General features: G+C 64.8%; 21 protein-coding genes. 9 read left to right on the top strand and 12 right to left on the bottom strand.

All coding sequences use genetic code 11. The features are described 5' to 3' along the window. The first annotated feature begins 24 nt into the window (after positions 1 to 24). The 5 genes from V3388_RS15850 (at position 25) to V3388_RS15830 (ending at position 6,448) form a co-directional block, all read left to right on the top strand. Entirely contained in the window at positions 25 to 1,518 is a 1,494-nt protein-coding gene (locus tag V3388_RS15850; RefSeq protein ID WP_336368544.1) for a leucyl aminopeptidase, read from the top strand. Further along, entirely contained in the window at positions 1,518 to 2,018 is a 501-nt protein-coding gene (locus V3388_RS15845) for a DNA polymerase III subunit chi (protein ID WP_336368543.1), read from the top strand. Before V3388_RS15850 ends, V3388_RS15845 begins: the two co-directional genes overlap by 1 nt. A 105-nt stretch (positions 2,019 to 2,123) precedes the next feature. Further along, entirely contained in the window at positions 2,124 to 4,976 is a 2,853-nt protein-coding gene (locus V3388_RS15840; protein WP_336368542.1) for a valine--tRNA ligase, read from the top strand. Between the two features lie 3 nt (positions 4,977 to 4,979). After that, positions 4,980 to 5,891, top strand: coding sequence for a ketopantoate reductase family protein (locus tag V3388_RS15835; protein ID WP_336368541.1), 912 nt, complete (start codon positions 4,980 to 4,982; stop codon positions 5,889 to 5,891). After that, the gene (locus tag V3388_RS15830; RefSeq protein WP_336368540.1) at positions 5,891 to 6,448 is read left to right on the top strand and encodes a cob(I)yrinic acid a,c-diamide adenosyltransferase; all 558 of its coding nucleotides are present in this window, start codon (positions 5,891 to 5,893) and stop codon (positions 6,446 to 6,448) included. The genes V3388_RS15835 and V3388_RS15830 overlap by 1 nt, the downstream gene beginning before the upstream one ends. A 12-nt stretch (positions 6,449 to 6,460) precedes the next feature. Here V3388_RS15830 and V3388_RS15825 read toward each other — a convergent pair whose 3' ends face one another. The 4 genes from V3388_RS15825 to V3388_RS15810 all read right to left on the bottom strand — a co-directional run bounded on the left by V3388_RS15825 (position 6,461) and on the right by V3388_RS15810 (position 12,599). Then, positions 6,461 to 8,458: a methyl-accepting chemotaxis protein gene (locus V3388_RS15825; protein WP_442915661.1), complete on the bottom strand. Its 1,998-nt coding sequence runs from the start codon at positions 8,456 to 8,458 to the stop codon at positions 6,461 to 6,463. Positions 8,459 to 8,637: 179 nt separating this feature from the next. After that, positions 8,638 to 9,516: a histidine kinase gene (locus V3388_RS15820; RefSeq protein ID WP_336368538.1), complete on the bottom strand. Its 879-nt coding sequence runs from the start codon at positions 9,514 to 9,516 to the stop codon at positions 8,638 to 8,640. Continuing rightward, the gene (ampD, locus tag V3388_RS15815) at positions 9,513 to 10,121 is read right to left on the bottom strand and encodes a 1,6-anhydro-N-acetylmuramyl-L-alanine amidase AmpD (RefSeq protein ID WP_336368632.1); all 609 of its coding nucleotides are present in this window, start codon (positions 10,119 to 10,121) and stop codon (positions 9,513 to 9,515) included. Before ampD ends, V3388_RS15820 begins: the two co-directional genes overlap by 4 nt. Before the next feature lie 129 nt (positions 10,122 to 10,250). Further along, on the bottom strand, positions 10,251 to 12,599 hold the full coding sequence (locus tag V3388_RS15810) for a DUF1631 domain-containing protein (protein ID WP_336368537.1): 2,349 nt from the start codon (positions 12,597 to 12,599) through the stop codon (positions 10,251 to 10,253). Positions 12,600 to 12,887: 288 nt separating this feature from the next. Here V3388_RS15810 and nadC point away from each other — a divergent pair, with 288 nt between their 5' ends. Next, the gene (gene nadC / locus V3388_RS15805; protein WP_336368536.1) at positions 12,888 to 13,727 is read left to right on the top strand and encodes a carboxylating nicotinate-nucleotide diphosphorylase; all 840 of its coding nucleotides are present in this window, start codon (positions 12,888 to 12,890) and stop codon (positions 13,725 to 13,727) included. A 26-nt stretch (positions 13,728 to 13,753) separates the two neighbouring features. On the opposite strand, the gene V3388_RS15800 is transcribed toward nadC, so the two are convergent. The 5 genes from V3388_RS15800 to V3388_RS15780 all read right to left on the bottom strand — a co-directional run bounded on the left by V3388_RS15800 (position 13,754) and on the right by V3388_RS15780 (position 17,429). Next, positions 13,754 to 14,095 carry a YqcC family protein gene (locus V3388_RS15800; RefSeq protein WP_336368535.1) on the bottom strand — a complete coding sequence of 114 codons (342 nt, stop codon included), beginning with the start codon at positions 14,093 to 14,095 and terminating at the stop codon, positions 13,754 to 13,756. 8 nt (positions 14,096 to 14,103) lie between these two features. Further along, positions 14,104 to 14,901: a ParA family protein gene (locus tag V3388_RS15795; protein ID WP_336368534.1), complete on the bottom strand. Its 798-nt coding sequence runs from the start codon at positions 14,899 to 14,901 to the stop codon at positions 14,104 to 14,106. Between the two features lie 81 nt (positions 14,902 to 14,982). After that, positions 14,983 to 15,681 (bottom strand): DnaA regulatory inactivator Hda, encoded by a 699-nt coding sequence (gene hda / locus V3388_RS15790; protein WP_336368533.1) that lies wholly within the window; start codon positions 15,679 to 15,681, stop codon positions 14,983 to 14,985. Then, positions 15,678 to 16,238 (bottom strand): CDP-alcohol phosphatidyltransferase family protein, encoded by a 561-nt coding sequence (locus V3388_RS15785; protein WP_336368532.1) that lies wholly within the window; start codon positions 16,236 to 16,238, stop codon positions 15,678 to 15,680. The genes hda and V3388_RS15785 overlap by 4 nt, the downstream gene beginning before the upstream one ends. Before the next feature lie 45 nt (positions 16,239 to 16,283). Continuing rightward, complete coding sequence (locus V3388_RS15780; protein WP_336368531.1) at positions 16,284 to 17,429, bottom strand: DUF2066 domain-containing protein; 1,146 nt, start codon at positions 17,427 to 17,429, stop codon at positions 16,284 to 16,286. A gap of 218 nt (positions 17,430 to 17,647) precedes the next feature. Between V3388_RS15780 and purM the strand changes: the two genes are divergently transcribed. From purM to V3388_RS15765, 3 genes are read left to right on the top strand one after another with little or no spacing between them, the layout of a single operon-like run. Next, complete coding sequence (purM, locus tag V3388_RS15775; protein ID WP_336368530.1) at positions 17,648 to 18,712, top strand: phosphoribosylformylglycinamidine cyclo-ligase; 1,065 nt, start codon at positions 17,648 to 17,650, stop codon at positions 18,710 to 18,712. Then, entirely contained in the window at positions 18,709 to 19,371 is a 663-nt protein-coding gene (gene purN, locus V3388_RS15770) for a phosphoribosylglycinamide formyltransferase (RefSeq protein ID WP_336368529.1), read from the top strand. The genes purM and purN overlap by 4 nt, the downstream gene beginning before the upstream one ends. Positions 19,372 to 19,383: 12 nt before the next feature. Further along, complete coding sequence (locus V3388_RS15765) at positions 19,384 to 20,115, top strand: DUF3108 domain-containing protein (protein ID WP_336368528.1); 732 nt, start codon at positions 19,384 to 19,386, stop codon at positions 20,113 to 20,115. Here the strand turns inward: V3388_RS15765 and V3388_RS15760 are convergent. Genes V3388_RS15760 through dcd form a run of 3 tightly spaced genes read right to left on the bottom strand, consistent with a single transcriptional unit; the run spans position 20,090 to position 22,540 of the window. Beyond that, entirely contained in the window at positions 20,090 to 21,370 is a 1,281-nt protein-coding gene (locus V3388_RS15760) for a valine--pyruvate transaminase (protein WP_336368527.1), read from the bottom strand. The genes V3388_RS15765 and V3388_RS15760 overlap by 26 nt on opposite strands. Positions 21,371 to 21,377: 7 nt before the next feature. Beyond that, complete coding sequence (locus tag V3388_RS15755) at positions 21,378 to 21,977, bottom strand: YjaG family protein (RefSeq protein WP_336368526.1); 600 nt, start codon at positions 21,975 to 21,977, stop codon at positions 21,378 to 21,380. Further along, the gene (gene dcd, locus V3388_RS15750) at positions 21,974 to 22,540 is read right to left on the bottom strand and encodes a dCTP deaminase (RefSeq protein WP_336368525.1); all 567 of its coding nucleotides are present in this window, start codon (positions 22,538 to 22,540) and stop codon (positions 21,974 to 21,976) included. Before dcd ends, V3388_RS15755 begins: the two co-directional genes overlap by 4 nt. Positions 22,541 to 22,589 lie beyond the last annotated feature (49 nt).

The following is a 22,589-nucleotide window of genomic DNA, read 5'->3' as shown; positions in this document are numbered from 1 at the left end:
CCGGACCAACACGCAGGAGTTGCCATGAATTTCAGCCTCACCAGCAAAGCGATTGAGACCACCAAGGCGGACTGCCTCGTTATCGGGGTGCCGGAAAAAGGCAAATGGGCCGATTCCGCCACCGCCGTCGACGCCGCACTGGGTGGGCTGGTCAAGCGCCTGCAGGGCGCCGGCGACATCACCGGCAAGCTTGCCAGCACCGGCGTTTTCCCGCTGCAGGACGCGCCCTGGGCCCGCCTGCTGGTGGTGGGCACCGGCAAGGACGCGGAGCGCACACCCGCGGCCTTCCGCAAGCTGGTCACCGCCGCTCTGGCTACCCTCAAGGATGGCCCGTCCAAATCCGCCCTGCTGGCCCTGGCCGATACCCCGGTCAGCGCCGCAGACGATCTGGGCAGCGAGCCAGCCCTGCTGCAGGTGACCGGCCGGCTGCTGGAGGAGCAGTTCTATACCTTTACCGACTTCAAGAGCGACAAGCCAGACGCCCGCAAACTGACCAAGGTCGCTGTGGCCTGCGGCGATGCCGGCAAAGCCAGCAAAGCCGCGTTCCAACTGGGCCTGGCCACCGGCCAGGGCATGAACTATGCCCGGGACCTGGGCAACACCCCGCCCAACGTCTGCAACCCGGTGTGGCTGGCTCATCAGGCCGAACGCATGGCCAAGGACTACGACTGCATCAAGACCGACGTGATCGATGAGAAGCAGATGGCCAAGCTGGGCATGAACACCATCCTGGCCGTGGGTAAGGGCAGCACCGAGCCACCCCGCCTGATCGTTATGGAATACCGCGGTGGCAAGGCCAAGGACAAGCCCTACGTGCTGGTGGGCAAGGGCATCACCTTCGATACCGGCGGCATCAGCCTCAAGCCTGGCGAAGCCATGGATGAAATGAAGTACGACATGGGCGGCTCCGCCAGCGTGTTCGGCACCATGAAAGTGCTGGCGGAAACCCGCCCGGCGATCAACGTGGTGGCCGTGGTGGCCGCGGCGGAAAACATGCCGGACGGCGGCGCCGCCCGTCCGGGGGACATCGTGACCACCCTGTCCGGGATGACCGTGGAAATCCTCAACACCGACGCCGAAGGCCGCCTGGTGCTGTGCGACGCCCTCACCTACGTCAAGCAGTTCGATCCCGCCGCCGTGGTCGATATGGCCACCCTCACCGGCGCGTGCATCATCGCCCTGGGGCACCACGCCTCTGGCCTGCTGTCCAACAACGACGAGCTGGCCAACGAGCTTCTGGCCGCCGGCGAACGTACCGGTGACCGGGCCTGGCGCCTGCCCCTCTGGGACGACTACCAGAGCCAACTGGACAGCAACTTCGCGGACATGGCCAACATCGGCGGCCGTCCGGCCGGTACCATCACCGCCGCCTGCTTCCTGAGCCGATTCGCCAAGGACTACCGCTGGGCCCACCTGGACATTGCCGGTACCGCCTGGGTGTCTGGCAAGGCTAAAGGCGCCACCGGCCGCCCGGTGCCGCTGCTGGTGGACTATCTGATGTCCCACGTCCGCAAGTAATGGCGGCTTCGGACAGCACCACTCCGCCGCCGGAACGCCCCGCGTCCGGCGGCGACGCCAGCCAGCGCTACTGGTTTCACATCCTGATTCAGACCACCGCCAGCGCCCGCCACCTGCACGCCGCCCGGTTGGCCGAGAAAGCCTGGCAGCAGGGGGACCGGGTGTGCCTGGTGTGCGACACCATGCAGCAGGCCACGGAGCTGGACGATCTGCTCTGGAGCCTGAGCCCGGACGCGTTCCTGCCCCACAGCGTGGTGCCGGATTCTGCCACCACCTGCACCGATCCGATTGGCATCCTGCTGTGCCCGCCCGTGGCCGACGAATGGGATACGGTGATCATTCTCTCCGCCACCCTGCCGGCGGACGCGGACCGGTTCGCCCGGCTGGCTCTGGTGGCCCACAGCGATCCGGCGGTGCTCAACCAGGCCCGGTCCCACTTCCGGCAACTGCGCACCCTGGGCATCGAGCCCAAGGTGCACGATCAGCGGCGCCGAGGCTGACCCGGCCGGCGACCGTTCAGAGGTTCGCCGCCATCCGGAGGAGCATGTATAATCGAGCGTCCACTTTTCCCTTGCGAATCAACCGAACGGTCACGTCAGAATCCCATGGAAAAAACCTACCAGCCAGAAAACATTGAGCGCCAGTGGTACCAGAACTGGGAAGCCAAGGGCTATTTCCGCCCCAGCGGTGAAGGCGAATCCTTCAGCATCGCCATTCCGCCCCCCAACGTGACCGGCAGCCTGCACATGGGCCACGCCTTCCAGCACACCATTATGGACACCCTCATCCGTTTCAAGCGGATGCAGGGCCGCAATGCCCTCTGGACCGTGGGTACCGACCACGCCGGCATCGCCACCCAGATGGTGGTGGAGCGCAAACTGGCGGCCGAGGAAGACAAGACCCGCCACGATCTGGGCCGGGACGAGTTCATCAAGCGCATCTGGGATTGGAAAGAGCATTCCGGCGGCACCATCACCCGCCAGATTCGCCGCCTCGGCAACTCCGTGGACTGGGACAACGAACGGTTCACCATGGACGACGGCTTCTACAAGGCGGTGCAGGAAGTGTTCATCCGCCTGTACGACGAAGGCCTGGTCTATCGCGGCAAACGGCTGGTGAACTGGGACCCGAAGCTGCACACCGCCATCTCCGATCTGGAAGTGGAGAACAAGGAAGAGAAGGGCTTTTTCTGGCACCTGCGCTATCCGCTCGCCGATGGCCAGAAAACCCGGGACGGCAAGGACTACCTGATCGTCGCCACCACCCGCCCGGAAACCCTGCTGGGCGACACCGCCGTGGCGGTGCACCCGGAGGATGAGCGCTACCAGCACCTGATTGGCCAGCACGTTCTGCTGCCGCTGGTGAACCGCCGCATCCCCATCGTGGCTGACCACCACGCCGACCCGGAAAAAGGTTCCGGCTGCGTGAAAATCACCCCGGCCCACGACTTCAACGACTACGCCGTGGGCAAGCGCAACCACCTGCCCATGATCAACGTCATGACCCAGGACGCCAACATCCGGGCGGTGGCGGAGGTGTTCAACTCTGACGGCACGGAAAATACCGATATCGACGGCACCCTGCCGGCCGCTTACGCCGGGCTGACGCGGGAAGCCGCTCGCAAGCAGGTGGTGGCGGACATGGAAGCCGCCGGCCTGGTGGAAAAGATTGAGGACCACGTGTTGAGCGTGCCCCGGGGCGACCGCTCCGGCCTGATCATCGAGCCCATGCTCACCGATCAATGGTTCGCCGACGCCAAGACCCTGGCCAAGCCCGCCATCGAAGCGGTGGAAGATGGCCGCATCCAGTTCGTGCCCAAGCAGTACGAGAACATGTACTTTGCCTGGATGCGCGATATCCAGGACTGGTGCATCTCCCGCCAGCTGTGGTGGGGCCACCGGATTCCCGCCTGGTACGACGCCGAGGGCAACATCTACGTCGGCCGCAGCGAGGACGAAGTGCGCCAGAAGCACAACCTGGCCGCGGATCTGGCATTGAAACAGGATGACGACGTACTCGACACCTGGTTCAGCTCCGCCCTGTGGACGTTCGGCACCCTGGGCTGGCCGGAAATCACCGAGCGCCTGAAAACCTTCCACCCCACCGACGTGCTGGTGACCGGTTTTGACATCATTTTCTTCTGGGTCGCCCGGATGATCATGATGACCATGCACTTCGTGAAGAACGACGACGGCAGCCCGCAGGTGCCGTTCAAGACCGTGTACGTGACCGGCCTGATCCGGGACGAGCATGGCGACAAGATGTCCAAGTCCAAGGGTAACGTTATTGATCCGCTGGACATGATCGACGGCATCAGCCTGCCGGACCTGCTGGAAAAGCGCACCGGCAACCTGATGCAGCCCAAGCTGGCGGAGAAAATCGGCAAGCGTACCGAGAAGGAATTCCCGGAAGGTATCGCCGCCCACGGCACCGACGCCCTGCGTTTCACCCTCGCCGCCATGGCCACCACCGGCCGGGACATCAACTGGGACATGAAGCGCCTGGAAGGCTACCGCAACTTCTGCAACAAGCTGTGGAACGCCGCCCGCTACGTGCTGATGAACACCGAAGGCGAAGACTGCGGCGCCAACGACGAACCAGTGGACCTGTCTCTGGCGGACCGCTGGATCATCGGCCAGTTGCAGCACTGCGAGCAGGAAGTCATCCGCCACCTGGACCAGTACCGGTTCGACCTGGCCGCCTATGCCTTGTACGAGTTCATCTGGAACGAATACTGCGACTGGTATCTGGAGCTGTCCAAGCCGGCGTTGAACGACGACAACGCCAGCGCCGAGGCCAAGCGCGGCACCCGCCGCACCCTGGTTCGCGTGCTGGAGGCCGTGCTTCGCCTGGCGCACCCGATCATGCCGTTCATCACCGAGGAAATCTGGCAGCGCATTGCCCCGCTGGCCGGGAAACAGGGCGATAGCATCATGCTGCAACCCTACCCACAGCCGGACACCAGCAAGCAGGATTCCGCGGTGGCCGCCGACATCGAATGGCTTAAGGGCGTGATCGTTGCCGTGCGCAACATCCGGGGCGAAATGAACATTTCCCCGGGTAAGCCGGTGCCAGTGCTGCTGAAAGGCGGTAACGCCGACGATCAGCGCCGCCTGAACGACAACCGACAGTTCCTGATGTCCCTGGCCAAGCTTGAGAGCCTGGACTGGTTCGAGGGCGGCAAAGCCCCCATGAGCGCCACCCAGCTGGTGGGCGAGATGGAAGTGCTGGTGCCCATGGCCGGTCTGATTGACAAGGATGCCGAACTCAAGCGCCTGGATAAGGAACTCGAGCGCCTGAACAAGGAAATCGGCCGCCTCGAGGGCAAGCTGAACAACGAGAAGTTCACCGCCAAGGCCCCGGCCGAGGTGGTCGAAAAGGAACAGGAGAAGCTGCGGGACGCCCAGGGCAGCTTGCAGCGCCTGAGCGTTCAGCGGGCCGACATCGAGGCCATGTAAGCCATGATCGGCATTCTCGGCGCCGGCTCGCTGGGCCGCCTGTGGGCGGCCAGCCTCCCCGCCGGGCAGGCCGGATACCTGCCGCGCCCGGGCACACCGGCCCGGGCGCTGTCGTATCAGTTCACCCCGTTTGACGGCCCGGAGCGCACGATTTCCCTGCCGGCGATCCCAGCAGAAAACGTGACGCTCCTGCTGGTCACCACCAAAGCCTACGACACCCTGACCGCCCTGGGCGCGGTAATGGCCGCTGGCGTGCCGCCGGCAACGCCCATCGTGCTGTTCCAGAACGGCCTTGGCAGCCAGCAGGCGGTGGCAGACGCCTGGCCCGAGCGGCCGATTCTGGCGGCCTCCACCACCGAGGGCGCCTACCGGCCATCCCCGGATAGCCTGGTGCACGCCGGTCGCGGCGATACTTGGGTGGGCACACTGACCGCGCCGGGCGCCGGAACACTGACCAAGGTGGTCCAACAACTGGCCAGCACCGGTCTGTCGATTCATGCCAGCGATCGGATTCTCGACCGGCTGTGGGACAAGCTGGTGGTCAACGCCGGCATCAACCCGTTCACCGCCCTGCTCGACTGCCCCAACGGCGACCTGCCTGCCTCCGGCCTTTACCAGCGCCTGATTGACCCGCTGTGCGGGGAAATCGCGGCTCTGCGCCAGGCCGATACCGGCGAGCCCGTGGACTCCGCCGCCGTGCGGGCGCGCATCGAGGCGGTTATCCAGAGCACGGCCCGGAACACCTCCTCCATGCGCGCGGACATGCAGCAAGGGCGCCGCACGGAAATCGATGTGATCAACGGCTATCTGGTGCGCCTGGGCCAACGCCACGGCATTCCGACGCCGGTGAACCAAACGCTCACCGAACAGGTACAACTACGATCACCCGCCCCGACCGCAACAGGAGAACGCTGATGGGCAACCGGCTTTCCAAGATTTACACCCGCACCGGCGACGACGGCTCCACCGGCCTCGCGGACGGCAACCGCATCGCCAAGAACGCCCAACGGGTGGAAGCCATGGGAACGGCGGACGAGCTGAACAGCCACGTAGGCGTTCTGATCGAAACGCTGGGCGGCGACGACGAGCTGTTGGAGCCCCTGCGCCGGATACAGCATCATCTGTTCGACCTGGGTGGGGAATTTGCCATTCCGGGCAGCAAGGTGATCGGCGACGATCATATTCACTGGCTGGAGAGCACGCTGGACCGCCTGAACGCGGACCTGCCGCCGCTGAAGAATTTCGTGCTGCCGGGGGGATCGCCAGCAGCCGCCCAGTGCCACCTGGCCCGGGCCGTCTGCCGTCGCGCGGAGCGTGTGGTGGTGGCCCTGAGCCACGAGGACTCCATCAACATCGCCTCCCGGCACTACCTTAACCGGCTGTCTGACCTTCTGTTCGTGATGGCCCGTCGCCTGGCCCGGCGCAATGGTGCCGAAGAAATTCTCTGGGAACAGAAAAAGTCCGGCCTGTAAGCGGCCGGACGATCACACCTTGAACGCTTCGACCAACGTTTGCAGCTCGGTGGTCAGGCGGGACATCTCACGGGACGCGCCGAGGGTTTCCTCTGCGTTACCCGCCGTGCGCTGACCCAACTCGCCAATCTGCTCTACGGAGCTGTTCACATCCCGGGATACCGCCGACTGCTCTTCGGCCGCCTGGGCAATCTGGTGACTCATATCGACGATGACCGCAATGCCGTCGGCAATTCGGCCGAGCGCTTCGGTCACCTCCGACGCCTTGGCGACGGTCTTGTCGGTCACCGCCCGGCTGTTGGACATGGCGGTCACCGCCTCCTTCACGCCGGTCTGCAGCCGGGAAATCATCGCCTCAATGTCTTCCGTCGACTTGTGGGTACGCTGGGACAGAGAACGTACTTCGTCCGCCACCACCGCGAACCCACGCCCCTGCTCGCCCGCCCGGGCGGCCTCAATGGCCGCATTCAGCGCCAGCAGGTTGGTTTGTTCGGCAATCGCCTTGATCTCCACCAGCACCTGGCTGATGTTGTCGCTGTCCTGGCTGACCCGATGAATCACCGCTACCGCATCGGAAATTTCCTGGGACAGGTGATGAATGGTCTCCACCGTGCCGGCCACGACGGTGCGCCCGGTTTCCGTCTCGCGCTCAGCGGCGCCGGCACTGTCTGCCACTCGGTGGGCGCTCTCAGTGACTTCCGCCACCGCCGTCACCATCTGATTCATGGCCTCGGAAATCTGACCGCTTTCGGCCATCTGCCGGGCCACGGCATCGGCGTTGGCGGCGGCAGTGTCGTTCACCCTTACCGCCTGCTGATCCACCTCAGCGGTCGTTCGGGTTACCGAGCGGATCAGCTCGGCGATCCGGTCGATCATCGTGTTGAACTCGGCGGTCAGCTCTCCCAGTTCATCCCGGTTACGGATCAGCACGTGACTGGTCATGTCGCCGGCTGCCACCTGGCGGGCCGCGGCCGAGAACCGGGTGATCGCGGTGCGCATGGAGATGAAGAAGCCCAGGTACAGATAGACCACCACCAGCAACACCGCGACCAACGCCGCAAGGATCGCCGCTCTCTGACCGGATTCGCTGGCCAGACGCTCGTCCAGGTTGGCCCCGACCACGCCGAAAACAGCGCTGGTAAGGGCGTCGAAGGCCTTGAGCTGGGCGTTGATGGCCTGTTCATACTCGGTCCAGGGCATCTCCAGACGCATGGGGGTGATAACGTGCTGATCCAGCAGATCCCGCACCGCCGGCAACGCACCCTCGACGGCACCCAGAGTATTGCCGGCGGAATCGGCGAGCATCGGGGAGGCGTCCCGGGCAACCGCCAGCGCCGGTGTCAGCAAGGTACCCTGATTGGTCAAACGGTCGTAGATGCCATTGAGCACGTCGCTCAGGGCGTAGCCGACCTGCCCTTCGGTCAGCGCGAAAATACCGTAGGCCCGCGCCGCGCCGATGGCACTGCGCGCGTCCGGAAGATCACTGTTGACCAGGCCCAGCAGCACTCGGCTGGCCCGGGCCGCTTCCTGGCTCAGTCCGGAGATCTGTACCAACGCCGATGGCAGGGTCGAGACTCTCTGGACAAATTCCTGGTAGTACTTGAACTGGGGCTCGATGTTGCCCTGGTAGTTGTCGTCGGCGGCCAGCGCAGCCCAGGCCTTGGCGACCGAATCCAACTGCTGGCGCCAGAGTTCCGAACGCTCGAATCGCGCCGCGCCATCCTTAAGACGCTTGAGCTCCTCGGTGATGACCTTGGCGGCGTCGCTGGCGCGTCCCTTGAGTTCGTCGTCATCCTTGATCACCGCCGGTGCACGGTAATCCCGGTAGGCCATGGACGCCACCAGCAACCGGTTTACCGACTGGAGTTGGTCCAGGCCTTCAATGCCCCGCTCGATGTTGGCAACCGAGCGGTTCAGGTCGGAGATGACCAACCAGGACAGGCCGCCAATCGGCAGCAGGAACAGGACGCTGATGAGGCCGAACTTGTACACCATCGGCAGGCGATTCATCAGGGCAATGGCGGGCTTGATCAACTGCTTCACGGACACCCTCGCGGACGGAAATGGGGAGACCCAACAGCACGGTCTTTATTTTGTTGTTACTTATATTGTCGTCCGGTGGGCGGAAAACTTAATCACTATTTCGGGTGATTCGTACGCTTTTGCCGTTCGCGCGACATCGGGGAGCGCTAAATCAACCCGGCAATCACCAGCAACGCCAGCAGGCACAGCCAGATCAACATGGAGCGGTTGAGCAGGTCCCGGATCGCCGCCACACTACGGCCGCCAAAGTCCGCCCACTCCGTCGGATGCAGTTTCTGGAACCGCGCCGGATCCAGCGCATAGCCGGTCAGAGCACCATTGGCGGCCCTCATCAGCAGGTCGCCGGCCGATGTTCGCAGGCCCAACCAGCGCCGGTCGGCAGTTCGCAACCAGCCAGACAGATCACCGGCCAGGCCAAAGGTCAGGCACAGCAGGCGTAAGGGCAGCCAGCCCGCCAACTGCAACGGCCAGCGCAAGGCGTCCCGGCGCCCTCGTTCCGGCCATTGCCCGGCCAGCGTGCGGGCCATCACCGCCCCCGGCAAGCCGGCCACCACATACCAGAAAGCGACCAGGAAGAATCGGGAGAACATGGAATCCAGGTACACCCGGCACAGGGACCGGTGCATGGCGTCCGGCGACAGCGCTGAGCCCCGTTCATCCGCCGGCAGGCGATCACGTACGTGGTGCCACGCCGCCTGCATGTCACCCCGGGTCCACGCCTCCACGTAGGAACCCAGCGGCGCCCGCCAGCCCGGAGCGCCCATCAGCATCACCAATACGAGCACCTCAAACGGCACCCAAAGCAACCAAATGCCACGATGGGCGAGACCACCCGTAATCCACAAGGCCAACAGGGCCGGCAGAGCTGCGGCCACCAGCACGCCGGCCCATCTGCCCACGCGGTCCGGCAGCACCACCAGCACCAGCCGGAACCAGCCGGCCCAGACGCGCTCGGACTGCCAGTGGCCGCCGGCATCAAGACGGCGACGAATCAGGTAGGCGAGCAGAAACACCAGCAGCGTCATGACCGCACCCCGCCTTTTCCAGCCGCTGCTCCGTGTTCTTCCACGGCCCCGCGCCGCTCACGCACCAGACGACGAAATCGCGGCCAGTCGAAAGCCGGGCCCGGGTCGGTCTTGCGTCCGGGGGCGACGTCGCAGTGGCCGGTCATGCGCTCGGGGGTGATGGCCGGCCAGGCCGTCATCACAGCCACCGCCATGTCCGCCAGGCGATGATATTGCGCATCGGTGTAGGGCACGTCGTCCGCGCCCTCAAGCTCGATGCCAATGGAGTAATCGTTGCACTCCTCCTGCCCCTCGAAACAGGAGCGGCCCGCGTGCCACGCCCGGTCCAGCAAGCTGACAAACTGCACCAGCTCGCCGTTGCGGCGGATCAGCCCGTGGGCGGACACCTGCAGCGAGGCAATTTCCTGGAAATAGGGATGGGCCGAGGCGTCCAGCCGGTTCTGGAAGAACGCCTCGATGTGCGGACCGCCGAATTCCCCGGGCGGCAGACTGATGTTGTGCACCACCAGCAGGCTGATCTCAGCCCCCTCGGGACGGGCACCAAAATTGGGGGACCCACACCATCGGGCGCCCGGCAGGCGCCCCTGATCGCGAATCAGGGCAATGTCGCCGGCGCTCGGGCCGGCAGTTGGGACTACGGGAGAAGAGGGCAATGAATCTGACAAGGCACGTTCCGGCGCTCGGCGTATGGATTCGGCAGATTGAATCACAAACGCCGGCGCCTTGCCACGGGCTCAGTCGCGCCGGCTGCTTCTGAGGTTATCGATGATGGACTCCAGTGCCCGGTCGAAAATCAGGCCGTCGTCCAGAACGGACACCTCGCCGGCAGCCAGGGCGCAGGCCAGATCATCCCGGTAGTACTCGGCCACCTTGGCGCCGCCCCGATTCACGAAGATGTACTTGCCGGTCGCTTTGATCACGGCCGCCAGCTTGCACCGAACCCGGGTGTCCGTGCGGCTGAGCTCCAGCCAGGAGCCAACCCGCAGGGCATCAGCCCGGGCCAGCCATTCCGGCGCAGGGGACGGCTGGGCAGCACTGACCGGTGCGGTATCCGCCGCCGTCGCGGAGGCTTCGGCAACAACCGGCGTGGCTCGCTCATCAACCGGTGCGGCTCTCTCAGAAACCGGTGCGGATTTGGCAGCGGCCACCGGCGGTTCGTCAGCCTTCGCCTCAACGGTCTCGGGAACGGTTCCCTCAGCAGGCGCCTCTGGGAACTGCAAGGCCATGGGTTCAGGTACGGTCGATTCCGGCTCGGCTTCCGTAGCGGCCGGCGCCGGCGCTGTGGTCAGCAGCCGCTGGAACACATCCACATGCGCCAGTTCCAGATCCCGGATCAGGGCGTCGGTAGCAAACGGGTCCCAGGCAATTTCCTGCAGGGCGGCGCGAAGGTCGTCCACCAGGCCGGGGATGGCACGGAGCAGCTCTGCCCGGGTATCCGGACCGATCGGGCGTGGGTCCACGCTCCAGGCCAGGCGCTCCATCAACGCCAACGCCTCCGGCCAGCGGGCGGTTTCCGTGCCCTCCCGCAGGTGCAGCCATTGCAGGTAGCGACTGCCGGGCTCTTCCAGCAGGGTCCGGACCGACTCGGGCAGGTCGTGCCCTGCCACCAGCGGGCGAACCACCTCGGCGGTGGATTCGATGGCCTGCTCCTGGCGGGCGCGGCCTTCCTCGGCGTCCCGCAGGCGCTGCTCGATCAGCTCCCGGCGGCGGCGATCCAGGTCCATGAAGTGCTGGAAATCCCTCAGCAGGGTCTCAAACAGGGACACATCGGTGGCGTACTCGCTGAGCACGCGGGTGACCACTTCCTCGATTTTTTCCTTCAGGGGGTCACGCTGGCCGGCGCGCTTTTCGCTCCAGCCAATGGCCGCCAGCGCCAGCTCGTTCAGCAATTTGCGAACCGGGTGGCCGCCCCGATTGAAAAAATTGCGATCGCTCAGCGCCACCTTCAGCACCGGAATCTGCAGGCGACCGATCAGGGCCTTCATGGTGCCGTGGAGCTGCCGGTCTTCCAGGATAAAATCAAACAGCATGGACACCAGGTTGATCACGTCACTGTCCACCTGCCCGACTTTCAGGGCCTCGCCCTGCTCGTTCCGGAACACCGGCCGCAGTTGCTCGCCCAGGGACACCACTTGCCCCGGCTGCAACCTGGCCGCCTGCACCTGCACGGAGCTAAGCCGGGCCATCAACCGGTCCGTATCCAGCAGAATGCCGCCGGCTGAGCCCAGGTTGTCGCTGCCGGTGTGCTGATGCAGCAGGGCTGCCAGTTCGTTGAAGGTCGGTTGGGTAGTGCCGCCAGCGGACGCCGCCGCTTCATCCTGCGATGCAGCAGCCTCCCCGGTGGCGGGCCGCTGGACGGGACTGCCGGAACCCGCGCCGGGACGGCCGGTCACAGGGGGGCGTTTCATCTCAGGCAGCACGCCCTCGTTTACCAGAATCTGGTTGGCGTCCCGGTAGAAACCGGCGAGCTGCTCGGTCAGCGTCCGATCGAAGAGCTTCAGGACCACCAGCTTGGCGCGGATGTCGATGTCCAGATCGGAACAGGCGTCGGCCACCGCCGCACAGAGCACGTCCGGCCCCAGGGGCAGGGCTTTATCGGACAGGCTCAACCCCGGCATTAAATGGCGGAACCGGGCGGTCAGCAGTTGAATGGCATCCTGGTAGCGGTTGCGCAACTTGTTGGCCAGGTTATCGATGGCCACCTGTTGCTCCATCGCTTCGTTGTCCATCAGGCTCAGGGCATCGCTGTCGATCTGCTCCAAGGCGCCCGATGCCTCAGCCTTGCCAGGGCGACCCAGCTCGTTGAAAGCCCGGGAGACGGACTGCAGCAGGGACACCACCATAGCCTTGCGACGCAGGCGCAGCTCGCGCATCGCATCGAAGTAGGCATTCTGGTCCTGATTGGATGCGGCCCGGTCCGCCAGCTCGAACAGGGCATCGTCGGCGCCGTCGAACAACCCGGCGAGGATCTGTCGCAGAGACTGACCGGATGCGTCACGCAAACGTACGAGCGACGCCGGCAACGCCGGCCGGCCAGCGCCCTGGCCTCCCGTCATGCGGACCACGTTGTTGTCCTTTGCCATCTCGTTACTCCCGGATTCAGACGATGCCGTTCTCGTCGATTACTACGAGCATAGTAGGTCCTCAGTGCGTCACCTTGTGTCAGATTTTGTCACCTTTTGTGTCGTGCGGACGCAGTTCACACTTTCACCGCTCCAGAGAGCCGCGCCCGAGCCGGGAAACCGGCTTGGCGTTCATGGCGCGGCGCTTTACAATCAGGCCCCGCCCTCCCCGGAGGCGATCCCACATTTGGCGTAGGGCCCGGTTTGCGCTGAGCTTCACGCCACCGACAACCGCCACGGACTATCGCCATGCTCAACGATGAACTGCTCCGCCAATCCCGCATCGAATCCGTTGCCCTGAGCCTTCGGGAAGACATTGGCGACGGCGACATCACCGCCCGCCTGATTGCCCCCGAGGCCCGCGCCACCGGACGGGTGATTACCCGGGAAGCGGCGGTCATCGCTGGCCGACGCTGGGTAGAGGAAGTGTTCCGGCAGGTGGACGATACGGTGGTACTGCACTGGCAGGTGCAAGATGGCCAGACGGTGGTGCCAGACCAGGTGTTGTTTACCTTCGAAGGTCCAGCCCGTAGCCTGTTGACCGCCGAGCGAACCGCCCTGAACTGGCTGCAGACCCTATCCGGCGTTGCCACCGCCTGCGCCAGCTATGCCCGGCAGGTTGCCCACACCAAGGTGCGCCTGCTGGACACCCGCAAGACTCTGCCCGGGTTGCGGATGGCGGAAAAGTACGCGGTCACCTGCGGCGGCTGCTACAACCACCGGATCGGGCTGTGGGACGCCTTTCTGATCAAGGAAAATCACATTGCCGCCTGTGGTTCCATCGGCGCGGCGGTGGCAGAGGCCCGGCGGATTGGGCCGGGCCGGCCAGTGGAAGTGGAAACGGAGAACCTCGATGAACTGGATCAGGCCCTGAGCGCCGGCGCGGACATCATCATGCTGGACGAGTTCAGCCTGGCGGATATGACCACCGCCGTGGCGCAGACCGCCGGCCGGGCGAAGCTCGAAGCGTCGGGGAACATCAATGAGCAGACGTTGGTACCGGTGGCGGAGACCGGCGTGGATTACATTTCCATCGGCGCTCTGACCAAGCACCTTCGGGCCACGGACCTGTCCATGCGCCTGAACTGATGCCCGGACCGTCCGGGCCGCCCGCCTCAGGACGGCTCGGACAGCAGCCGGTCCATTTCGGCCAGCGCCCGCACCAGGGCATCACCGGATTCAGGCCGGCTTCGGAAGTGCTCTTCTGCCATCGGCGCAATGCCGGAGACCGCCGGCAGTGGGCCTCCCTGCTCCACCAGTACTTTCATGCGCACCAGGAACACAAACTGCAGCCATTCGGGAAAGGCCATGGTGTCAATGCAGAACGGCTGATCGCTCTCGAACGCCTCGTCCGGCGGCGGTGACGACGCCCAGGCGTCCAACTGGCGCAGGGCCATTTCAATGCGCAGCAGGCTATCGGCGACGTCGGACAGCATAGACTCGGGGGTCTGGCTCATGGGGCTCCCTATTCGGTCAGCGGCTCCACATCCACAGACTCGCCGTGCAGCACCCGGTAGAGATCCTGGTACTGGCGGGTCAGCGGATGGTTCGGAGCCATGTGGATCAGAGGTTGCCGGCTCTGGTGAGATTCCTTCATCTTGACCGAACTGGACAGCCGCACCGGCAGCATCGGCAGTCCCTCTTCGGTCAATTCCCGGACCAACTGGCGCGGCAGGCTGGCGCGGGGCTGGAACTGGTTGGCAACGATGCCTTCTACCACCAGCTCGCTGTTGTGGTCTTCCTGAAGCTCGCGAATTTCCCCCAGGATGTTGTACAGGGCCTGGCGGGAGAAATCGTCGCAGTCGAAGGGAATCAGGCAGCGCTGGGCGGCGATCAGCGCCGAGCGGGTGTAGAAATTCAGCGCCGGCGCCGTGTCCACATAAATGGCATCAAAGCTCTCGCCCAGTTTCTTCAGGGCCTCCCGAAGCTTGTAGATCTTGTGCTTGGCCTCAAGCTTGCGCTCAAGAAAGTCCAGCTCCGGGCTGGAGGGCATGACGAACAGCCCGTCAAACGGGGTCGCGTGCACGAATTCGTCGGGGCGACGGTTGAACACCGTAAAGGCAACGGTTTGCTCCAGGAGGTCGGCGACAGTGTCTTTAAGCTCACTGGCGGGACGGCCAAGCAAATAATGGGTCGAGTTGCCCTGGGGGTCCAGGTCCACCACCAGCGTTCGCTTGCCCCGGGCCGCGCTGATGGCCGCCAGGTTACAGGTGATGCTGGACTTGCCGACACCGCCTTTTTGATTGAACACAACCCGTCTCATGTCGTTTCTCCCCTTCGTCGTCGTGGGCCGCTGCCTCGGTCGGGCGCTTGGCCGTCGTTCCCTGGATCGTGGGCTGGCGGTTCACCAGCCCATCACGGTTTTTACAAACGGAATCGTCAGCCGGCGCTGGGCCTGGAGTGAGTTTTCATCCAGCACGTCCAGCAGCGCCAGCAGGTCGCCGAGGCGCCGTGGCGCGCGCCGGAGGATAAACCCGGCAACGTCGTCCGACATCATCAGGCCGCGCTGCTCGGCCCGGGCCTGGAGAATACGCTCGCGGTCGGCGTCCTGATAGGGCTCCAGCCGCAGCAGCAGCCCGTGAGCCAGCCGGGATACCAGGTCGGGCAAGCCAAACGGCAGCGCCGACGGCACCTCCGACAACCCCACCAGCAGCAGATTGCCCCGGTCGTGCACGCGGTTGTACAAATGGAACACCGCCTCCTCCCAGGCGGCATCCCCGGCAATCCTATCCAGATCGTCGAGGCACACCAACCGTTGGGCATCGAGTCCCGCCAGTGACTCTGGGCCAAAAGGCATGAGCTCACCCACACTCATGCAGACCGCGGTCTGCCCGGTCGCTTCGATGTGATGGCAGGCGGCCTGGAGCAGATGGCTCTTGCCAGTGTCCGAGACACCACACACCGTGATCACCGGCAACCCCAGAGGCTGTTCGCAGGCCAGCCGGAGACGGGCAGCCACCGCCTGGTTTCGGTCGCCGTGAAAATTATCAAACCGGGCGTCGTCTCGCAGCCGGACCCCAAGGCTGAGCTGTGACGCCATCATGGTCGCGTTTCCTTCCAAGCCTTCCGCCCCCAGACCCACAGGTAATGGCCGCCACTGACGGCCGCGGATACGGTCACCAGCGCGATGCCCACATCCACCACCCAGGGCTGCATGGGCCAGTCCGCCAGCAGGATGATGATGGAGAGCACCACCAGGATCTGCACCAGGGTGTTGATCTTGCCCGGGAGGCTGGGCGCCATCTCGTATCGGCCAATGCCCACGTGGTAGGCCAGCGCCCCGCCCACAATCAGCAGATCCCGGGCGAGCACCACGAGGAACAGCCACACCGGCAGCACCGCGGTCAGGGTCAGCATCAGGTAGGAGGTGATCAGGAGGGCCTTGTCCGCCAGCGGATCGGCAATCGCGCCGACCCGGGAGCGCCAGCCGAAATGTCGAGCCAGGAACCCGTCAACGGCATCGGTAATCGCGGCAGCGCCGAAGATCAGCAGCGCCTGCCGATAGTGTTCGGCCAGCAGAGAACCTGCGAAGGGAATGATCAGGACGATGCGCAGAAACGTCAGGGCATTGGGAATCCAGCGCCAGCGTTGCGATCTCACAAGGCTCCCTCCAGTCTCGCCAGTCACCGGGCCATCCGCCCGGCGTTACGGTTGCGCTTGGCGGGCGTCACCAGCGTCGTCGGCAGCCGGCCCGGCGGTCACCGTCGGCGCCGCCTGCCAGCGGTAGTGCAGCACCGGGTACAGGGAACCGAAAGCGGAGTCATCGCCCGTTCCGGTGCCTTCCGGCGCGCTCGGGACCGGCGCAGGCTCCGCTGCCGGTGCCTCCTGGGGCACAAAGCGGGTATCCAGCGCCATGTAGCGTTTGAGCTGCTCCAACTCGCCGGAAAACGCCACTTGCAGGGTCAGGGTGTTGCCATGAACCCGGGAGGCTCCCACCGATTTCACCGGTGTGAGCGCATCCAGCAGTGAGACGGCCTTGCCGTAATCGGCGACCGACTGCACGCCATCAATGACAATATCCACCTTGGGCAGGTCACCCACATCGCCGGCGGCTACCGCGTAACGCTGGGCGTAGCGATCCGCCCACCGGTCAATCAGGGCCTGGGCCAGGCCATCCCGGCTGTCGGCGGTCACCGTCGATTCGCCGTCGTTCATGGACATGCCGTCGAACACCCAGCCGGCCCGCCACTGCCCGCCGGAACGGCTAACCCGTACCAGCGCCATGGCATCGTGCTCAGGTGCTCCGTCGACCGTCCGAAGGCGGTCCGCAAACTGCCCCCAGATTTCCGACAACAGGTTTCGGTCTTCTGACATGGCCGCCGGGGGGAACGCCACCGGCAGGCCGCGCACCCGCGCCGCTGACTGCAGCGCCTGGCGCCAACTGTCGGCGCTGGTCACCGGGGCACCGGTGTTGCCAGCCGGGTCCGCACCGCCAGGTGCGCCCGTGACCAATTGCCGGCTACCACCGTCTTCCACAGCGACCCAGGCCAGCGTCAACGGGCGGTTTGCGCCCCAGACCGGCGCGTTTACCGAGGCCAGGGCCTGGTTCACACCGACCGCGCCAAAACTCATTTTCAGCCGGTCCTGGCCATCGTCGCCCCGCACCACCTGATAGGACAGCAACAGGGATTCGGCGTTGCCCAACAGGCCGTCGATACCTTCGTTAGCGAGCACATCACGGCTGCCGGAGACGCGCACCAGAACCCGGCGAAGCCCTTCCGCATAGCCGGCGGCCAGGTCGCCTGTGCTGGTCCCTTCGACCGGCACATCCACCGAATACAGATCAGGCACGGTCACGGCCTGGGCAGAAAACGCTGCGGCCCAGAGGCTTAGGCACACGGTCAAAGGGCGTATGGCCCGGCCGAGCCACCCTGCCGCGTCTTGTCCGGATACTGACATGAATCACCCTGGTGTTGGCATGGATGGCGCATAGGATACACCATGGCCTATACCGTGAGTAGCTGTTAAAATCCGCCGCCTGTCCCACTACTGCCAACGGTCTGCTAACCATGAGCGAACACAAGCCCTCCCTGACGTACCGCGATGCGGGCGTGGATATCGACGCCGGCAACGAACTGGTCAATCGCATCAAGGAGACGGCCGTTCGTACGCGGCGTCCGGAGGTTCTGGGTGGCCTCGGCGGCTTTGGCGCCATGGTGGCCATCCCTCCCGGCTACAACGAGCCGGTCCTGGTGTCAGGAACCGACGGCGTTGGCACCAAGCTGCGCCTCGCCATGCAGTTGCAGCGCCACGACACCATCGGCATTGACCTGGTTGCCATGTGCGTGAACGACCTGGTGGTCGGCGGCGCCGAGCCGCTGTTCTTCCTGGACTACTACGCCACCGGCAAACTGAACGTGGATGTTGCCGCCCAGGTGGTGGCCGGCATTGGCGAAGGCTGCGAGCAGGCCGGCTGCGCGCTGGTGGGTGGCGAAACGGCCGAGATGCCGGGCATGTACGAAGGCGAAGACTATGACCTGGCGGGCTTCTGCGTGGGCGTGGTTGAACGCAATGAAATCATCGATGGCAGTCACGTGCAGCCCGGTGATGTCCTGCTCGCCCTCGGTTCATCAGGCCCCCACTCCAACGGCTACTCGCTGATCCGGAAGATTCTGGAAATCAGCAACGCGGACCTGAGCCAGACCGTCGGCAGCACCGACCTGGCCACCGCACTGATGGCACCCACTCGCATCTATGTGAAAAACCTGCTGCAACTGATCCGGGAAGTGGACGTGCGCGCCCTGTCCCATATTACCGGCGGTGGCCTGCCCGAGAACATTCCCCGGGTGCTGCCGAACGGCACCGTTGCGGCCATCGACACCAACAGCTGGTCCCTGCCCCCGGTCTTCGAATGGCTGCGCGCCGCCGGCGGCGTGGCCATGGAGGAAATGTACCGAACCTTCAACTGCGGCATCGGCATGATCGTGTGCGTTCCTGCCAACCAGAAGGACCTGGCCATTGACACCCTGAACGCCATGGGCGAAACCGTCTGGCAGGTTGGACTGATTGAAAGCGCCGACCAGCCCGACGCCGAGGCGAAAGTGCGCTACGCACCGGGACTGCTGTCGGCATGAAGGCAGACCCGGCGCCCCTGCCCCGCATCCTCGTGCTGGCGTCCGGCCAGGGGTCCAACCTCCAGGCCCTGATTGACGCCAGCCGAGAGCGGGATTTTCCCGGACAGATCATTGCCGTTGGCTGCAACCGCCCGGGCGCCTTCGCCCTGGAGCGGGCCGGCCAGGCCAACATCGAGAGTTTTGTCGTGGACCACACCCGGTTTGACAGCCGGGAGGCGTTCGATGCGCAACTGATGGCGGAGATCCGCCGGCGGGACCCCGACGTCATCGTTCTGGCCGGGTTCATGCGCATCCTCACCACCGATTTTGTCCGCGCCTTCCGGGGCCGGATGCTGAACGTACACCCCTCGTTGCTGCCCCGCTATACGGGCCTGAACACCCACCAACGGGCGCTCGACGCGGGCGACCGGGTGCACGGCACATCGGTTCATTTTGTGACCGAGGAACTGGACGGCGGCCCCGTCATCGCCCAGGCTGAGGTCACCATCGAACCAAACGATACCGCCGACACCCTGGCCGAGAAAGTTCAGGCTCAGGAACACGTGCTCTACCCCGTTGTTCTGCGCTGGTTCTGCGAGGGCCGCATCCAGCTGGGCGCGGACGGCGTACTGTTTGACGGCGCCCCACTGAGAGCGCCACTGATCCTGCCCGCCAGCTGAGAGGACCCGGCCATGCCAAGTACCAGAGCACACCACGGATTCCGAGGCCTGCTACTGGTGCTGGCGCTGGCGCCCGGCCTGGCCAGCGCCGACAGCGCGCCGGCGGCCAGCGAACCCCAGGCGCTGTCACCCTTTTCAGCCACCTACACCGCCGCCGTGGAAAAAGGCCTGGCATTGAACGGCAGCGGCACCCGCAAACTCACGGATTCCGGCAACGGGGTCTGGCTCTATCAGACCGACGTCTCGTCGTTCGTTGCCGACATCCACGAATCCCTGGTGCTCAAGTGGGAAGACGACCGGGTGATTCCGATCACTTACCGCTATCGGCTGTCCGGCCTGTTCATTCGCGATCGCAGCGAAACCATCGATTTCGACTGGTCCGCCGGCGTCGCCACCGGTGAAGCAAAAGGCAAGGCCTTCCGACTGCCCCTCAAGCCGGGCACCCTTGATCCTCTGGGCTACCAACTGCAACTGCGTCAAGACCTTCGGCGCGGCAAGCGTGATGTGACCTACCAGGTGATCGATCACGGCAAGTACGACGATACCCGGTTTGCGGTGGTTGACGATCCGGCAGGGGATTCAGGGCTGGTGAAAGCGGAAAAAGTGCGCGAGGCCGACGCCAAGCGCCAGACCTACCTCTGGTTTGACCCGGAACGGGCCTTCCTGCTGATGCGCCTGCTCCAGGTGGAGCCGGACGGCGAACGCTACGAGCTGCGCCTCAAGGACGCTCAGCTTGGGCGGTAACCGCCCGAACCTCGTCGGCGATGATGCGAAGCCCGTCGGCAACCCGGTCATCGTCCTGGGAATAGGTCACCCGCAGGCACTCGCGCTGGTGCGCCCAGCCGGCATCCTCCCCGGACAACCCCGGGAAGAAATAGTGGCCTGACACCACCAGCACGCCCCGGGCTTTGAGACGCCGGTACAGCTCCAGGCTGGAGATGGGCAAGCCGGGGAACCACAGCCACAGGAACATCGCACCCTCGGGCCGGTGCACGTACCACGGACAGTCGGCCCCTGCCATTGCTTCGGTAAAGACCGCGACCGCTTTGACCATCTTCTGGCGATAGAAGGGGCACACCACATCCCGGCTAAGCCGCAGAATCTCTCCAGACCGGACCAGCGGTTCCGCCAGCACGGCGCCAAAGCTGCCGGTGGCCAGGTTGAGTATGGCGTTCATCCCCGACAGCGCCCGGATCACCGGCGCCGAGGCAATCACAATGCCGGTCCGGGCCGCCGGAAGCCCGAGTTTGGACAGGCTCAGGCACAGGATGATCTGCTCGTTCCAGGTGGGCGCGGCGTCGGTGAACAGCAGACTGGGGAACGGCGTGCCGTAGGCGCCGTCCACAATCAGGGGAATGTCGTGCTGCCGCGCCAGCGATTCCAGGCGAGCCAGTTCCTCGTCGGTAATCACGTTGCCGGTGGGATTGGTCGGCCGTGACACGCAGATTGCCCCGGTCTGGTCCGTGACGTCCAGGGCGTCGAAATCCACCCGATACTTGAACTCGTGCTCCCCGGTGTAGGTAATCTCCGGCTTGTTGGCCCGGAACAGCTCCGGGGCGATGCCCGCGTCCGCGTAGCCGATGTACTCAGGCGCCAGGGGCAGCAGGATGTGCCGGTGTCCGCCCTCGCCGTCTTCGCCGCCGAACATATTGAACAGCATGAAAAACGCCGCCTGGCTGCCATTGGTCAGGGCGATGTTGTCCGGCGTCAGGCCCCAACCGTACTCCCGGTTCAGCAGGTCCACCAGGGCGCTGATGAAGCGCTTTTCGCCCTGGGGCGGGTCGTAAACGCCGACCAGCCGACGAATGTCCTCATCGTTCTGGCTGATGCCCGCCAGAATCTCCCGGATGCGATCCGCCACCTCTGGAATGTGCCCGGGATTGCCGCCGCCCATCATGATCAGGTCGTCCCCTGAGGCCATGGCGTTGCCCAGGTCGTCCATCAACGAGGTGATGCCGGCGTCGGCGGTGAGCTTGCGGGCAAAGGCGGACAGTTTCATGGGCGGGTTATCCCTCGAGGCTGATCCCCAGGTTGCTGACGCCCTCGTTGGCCGCCAGCGCTTTGAGTTCGTCAACAAACGCCTGCACCGGCGTGCGCTGACGCTTGAGTTCCAGCACCAGCGTGCGCTGGAACTGCTTGTCTTCCTTCATCAGCGGGTGCTGTTCCAGCAGCCGCACCAGGCCGTCCTCCTCCAGCCCTTCCCCTTCAGACACCTCGATAAACTGCATCACGGTGCCGGTGGCCAGGAGGGTCGCGTCGGTCGCCCGGTGCCGACTGGGGTTCAGGCGATTCAGCAGGGCCTGCTCCACCAGCTGGCAGACGTCAAACGCCGGGTACACGCCGTAGGCGTCGTAGTCGTCCACGTCGGGCGACAGCGCCTCCAGACGGGTCAGCATCTGGGGAATGGCGGTATCCCGGCTGCCGGTCTGCAATAGATCCCAGGCCTGGTCCAGCAACTGGCGCATCTTGGCCCCGGTCTTCAGGCCCACCGCGTCGGCAAACAGGGCGTAGTTGGGAAACGCCCGCTCGGCCAGGGCCAGCAGGTACGCGTATTCCCGCCATCCCTGGAGCTGACCGACGGCCTTGAGAAACTGGTTGGCGTTCATGTCCGGGGCAGCGTGACGCCGGTCTGGCCCAGGTATTTGCCGCCCCGATCCTTGTAGCTGGTCTCACAGACCTCATCGGATTCGAAGAACAGCATCTGCGCCACACCCTCGTTGGCGTAGATCTTGGCCGGCAGGTTGGTGGTGTTGGAGAACTCCAGGGTCACCTGGCCTTCCCACTCCGGCTCCAGCGGCGTAACGTTCACGATAATGCCGCACCGGGCGTAGGTGCTCTTGCCCAGGCAGATGGTCAGCACGTTCCGGGGAATCCGGAAATACTCGACGGTACGGGCCAGTGCGAAACTGTTGGGCGGAATGATGCAGACGTCACCGGTGTAGTTGACGAAGCTGTTCTCATCGAAGTTCTTCGGGTCCACCGTGGCGCTGTGCACGTTGGTGAAGATCTTGAACTCGTTGCTGCAACGCACGTCGTACCCGTAGCTGGACGTGCCATAGGAAATGACGCGGCCCTGGCCGGCATCGCGAACCTGGCCGGGCTCGAACGGTTCGATCATGCCGTACTGCTCGGACATCCGGCGGATCCACTTGTCGGATTTGATGCTCATCGGTGAAGTCTCATGTGGTGCGGAATCGTCTGCGGAAAAGTGCCGCGTA

Source organism: Marinobacter sp. C2H3 (assembly GCF_037080155.1).
Lineage (GTDB): Bacteria > Pseudomonadota > Gammaproteobacteria > Pseudomonadales > Oleiphilaceae > Marinobacter.
The sequence above is the reverse complement of the archived record's forward strand: the minus strand, read 5'-3'. Positions and strand labels throughout refer to the sequence as shown.

Coding starts and splice junctions, on each gene's coding strand:
- V3388_RS15850 (WP_336368544.1), top strand. CDS start 25: ATGAATTTCAGCCTCACCAGCAAAGCGATTGAGACCACCAAGGCGGAC.
- V3388_RS15845 (WP_336368543.1), top strand. CDS start 1,518: ATGGCGGCTTCGGACAGCACCACTCCGCCGCCGGAACGCCCCGCGTCC.
- V3388_RS15840 (WP_336368542.1), top strand. CDS start 2,124: ATGGAAAAAACCTACCAGCCAGAAAACATTGAGCGCCAGTGGTACCAG.
- V3388_RS15835 (WP_336368541.1), top strand. CDS start 4,980: ATGATCGGCATTCTCGGCGCCGGCTCGCTGGGCCGCCTGTGGGCGGCC.
- V3388_RS15830 (WP_336368540.1), top strand. CDS start 5,891: ATGGGCAACCGGCTTTCCAAGATTTACACCCGCACCGGCGACGACGGC.
- V3388_RS15825 (WP_442915661.1), bottom strand. CDS start 8,458: ATGAATCGCCTGCCGATGGTGTACAAGTTCGGCCTCATCAGCGTCCTG.
- V3388_RS15820 (WP_336368538.1), bottom strand. CDS start 9,516: ATGACGCTGCTGGTGTTTCTGCTCGCCTACCTGATTCGTCGCCGTCTT.
- V3388_RS15810 (WP_336368537.1), bottom strand. CDS start 12,599: ATGGCAAAGGACAACAACGTGGTCCGCATGACGGGAGGCCAGGGCGCT.
- nadC (WP_336368536.1), top strand. CDS start 12,888: ATGCTCAACGATGAACTGCTCCGCCAATCCCGCATCGAATCCGTTGCC.
- V3388_RS15800 (WP_336368535.1), bottom strand. CDS start 14,095: ATGAGCCAGACCCCCGAGTCTATGCTGTCCGACGTCGCCGATAGCCTG.
- V3388_RS15795 (WP_336368534.1), bottom strand. CDS start 14,901: ATGAGACGGGTTGTGTTCAATCAAAAAGGCGGTGTCGGCAAGTCCAGC.
- hda (WP_336368533.1), bottom strand. CDS start 15,681: ATGATGGCGTCACAGCTCAGCCTTGGGGTCCGGCTGCGAGACGACGCC.
- purM (WP_336368530.1), top strand. CDS start 17,648: ATGAGCGAACACAAGCCCTCCCTGACGTACCGCGATGCGGGCGTGGAT.
- purN (WP_336368529.1), top strand. CDS start 18,709: ATGAAGGCAGACCCGGCGCCCCTGCCCCGCATCCTCGTGCTGGCGTCC.
- V3388_RS15765 (WP_336368528.1), top strand. CDS start 19,384: ATGCCAAGTACCAGAGCACACCACGGATTCCGAGGCCTGCTACTGGTG.
- V3388_RS15760 (WP_336368527.1), bottom strand. CDS start 21,370: ATGAAACTGTCCGCCTTTGCCCGCAAGCTCACCGCCGACGCCGGCATC.
- V3388_RS15755 (WP_336368526.1), bottom strand. CDS start 21,977: ATGAACGCCAACCAGTTTCTCAAGGCCGTCGGTCAGCTCCAGGGATGG.
- dcd (WP_336368525.1), bottom strand. CDS start 22,540: ATGAGCATCAAATCCGACAAGTGGATCCGCCGGATGTCCGAGCAGTAC.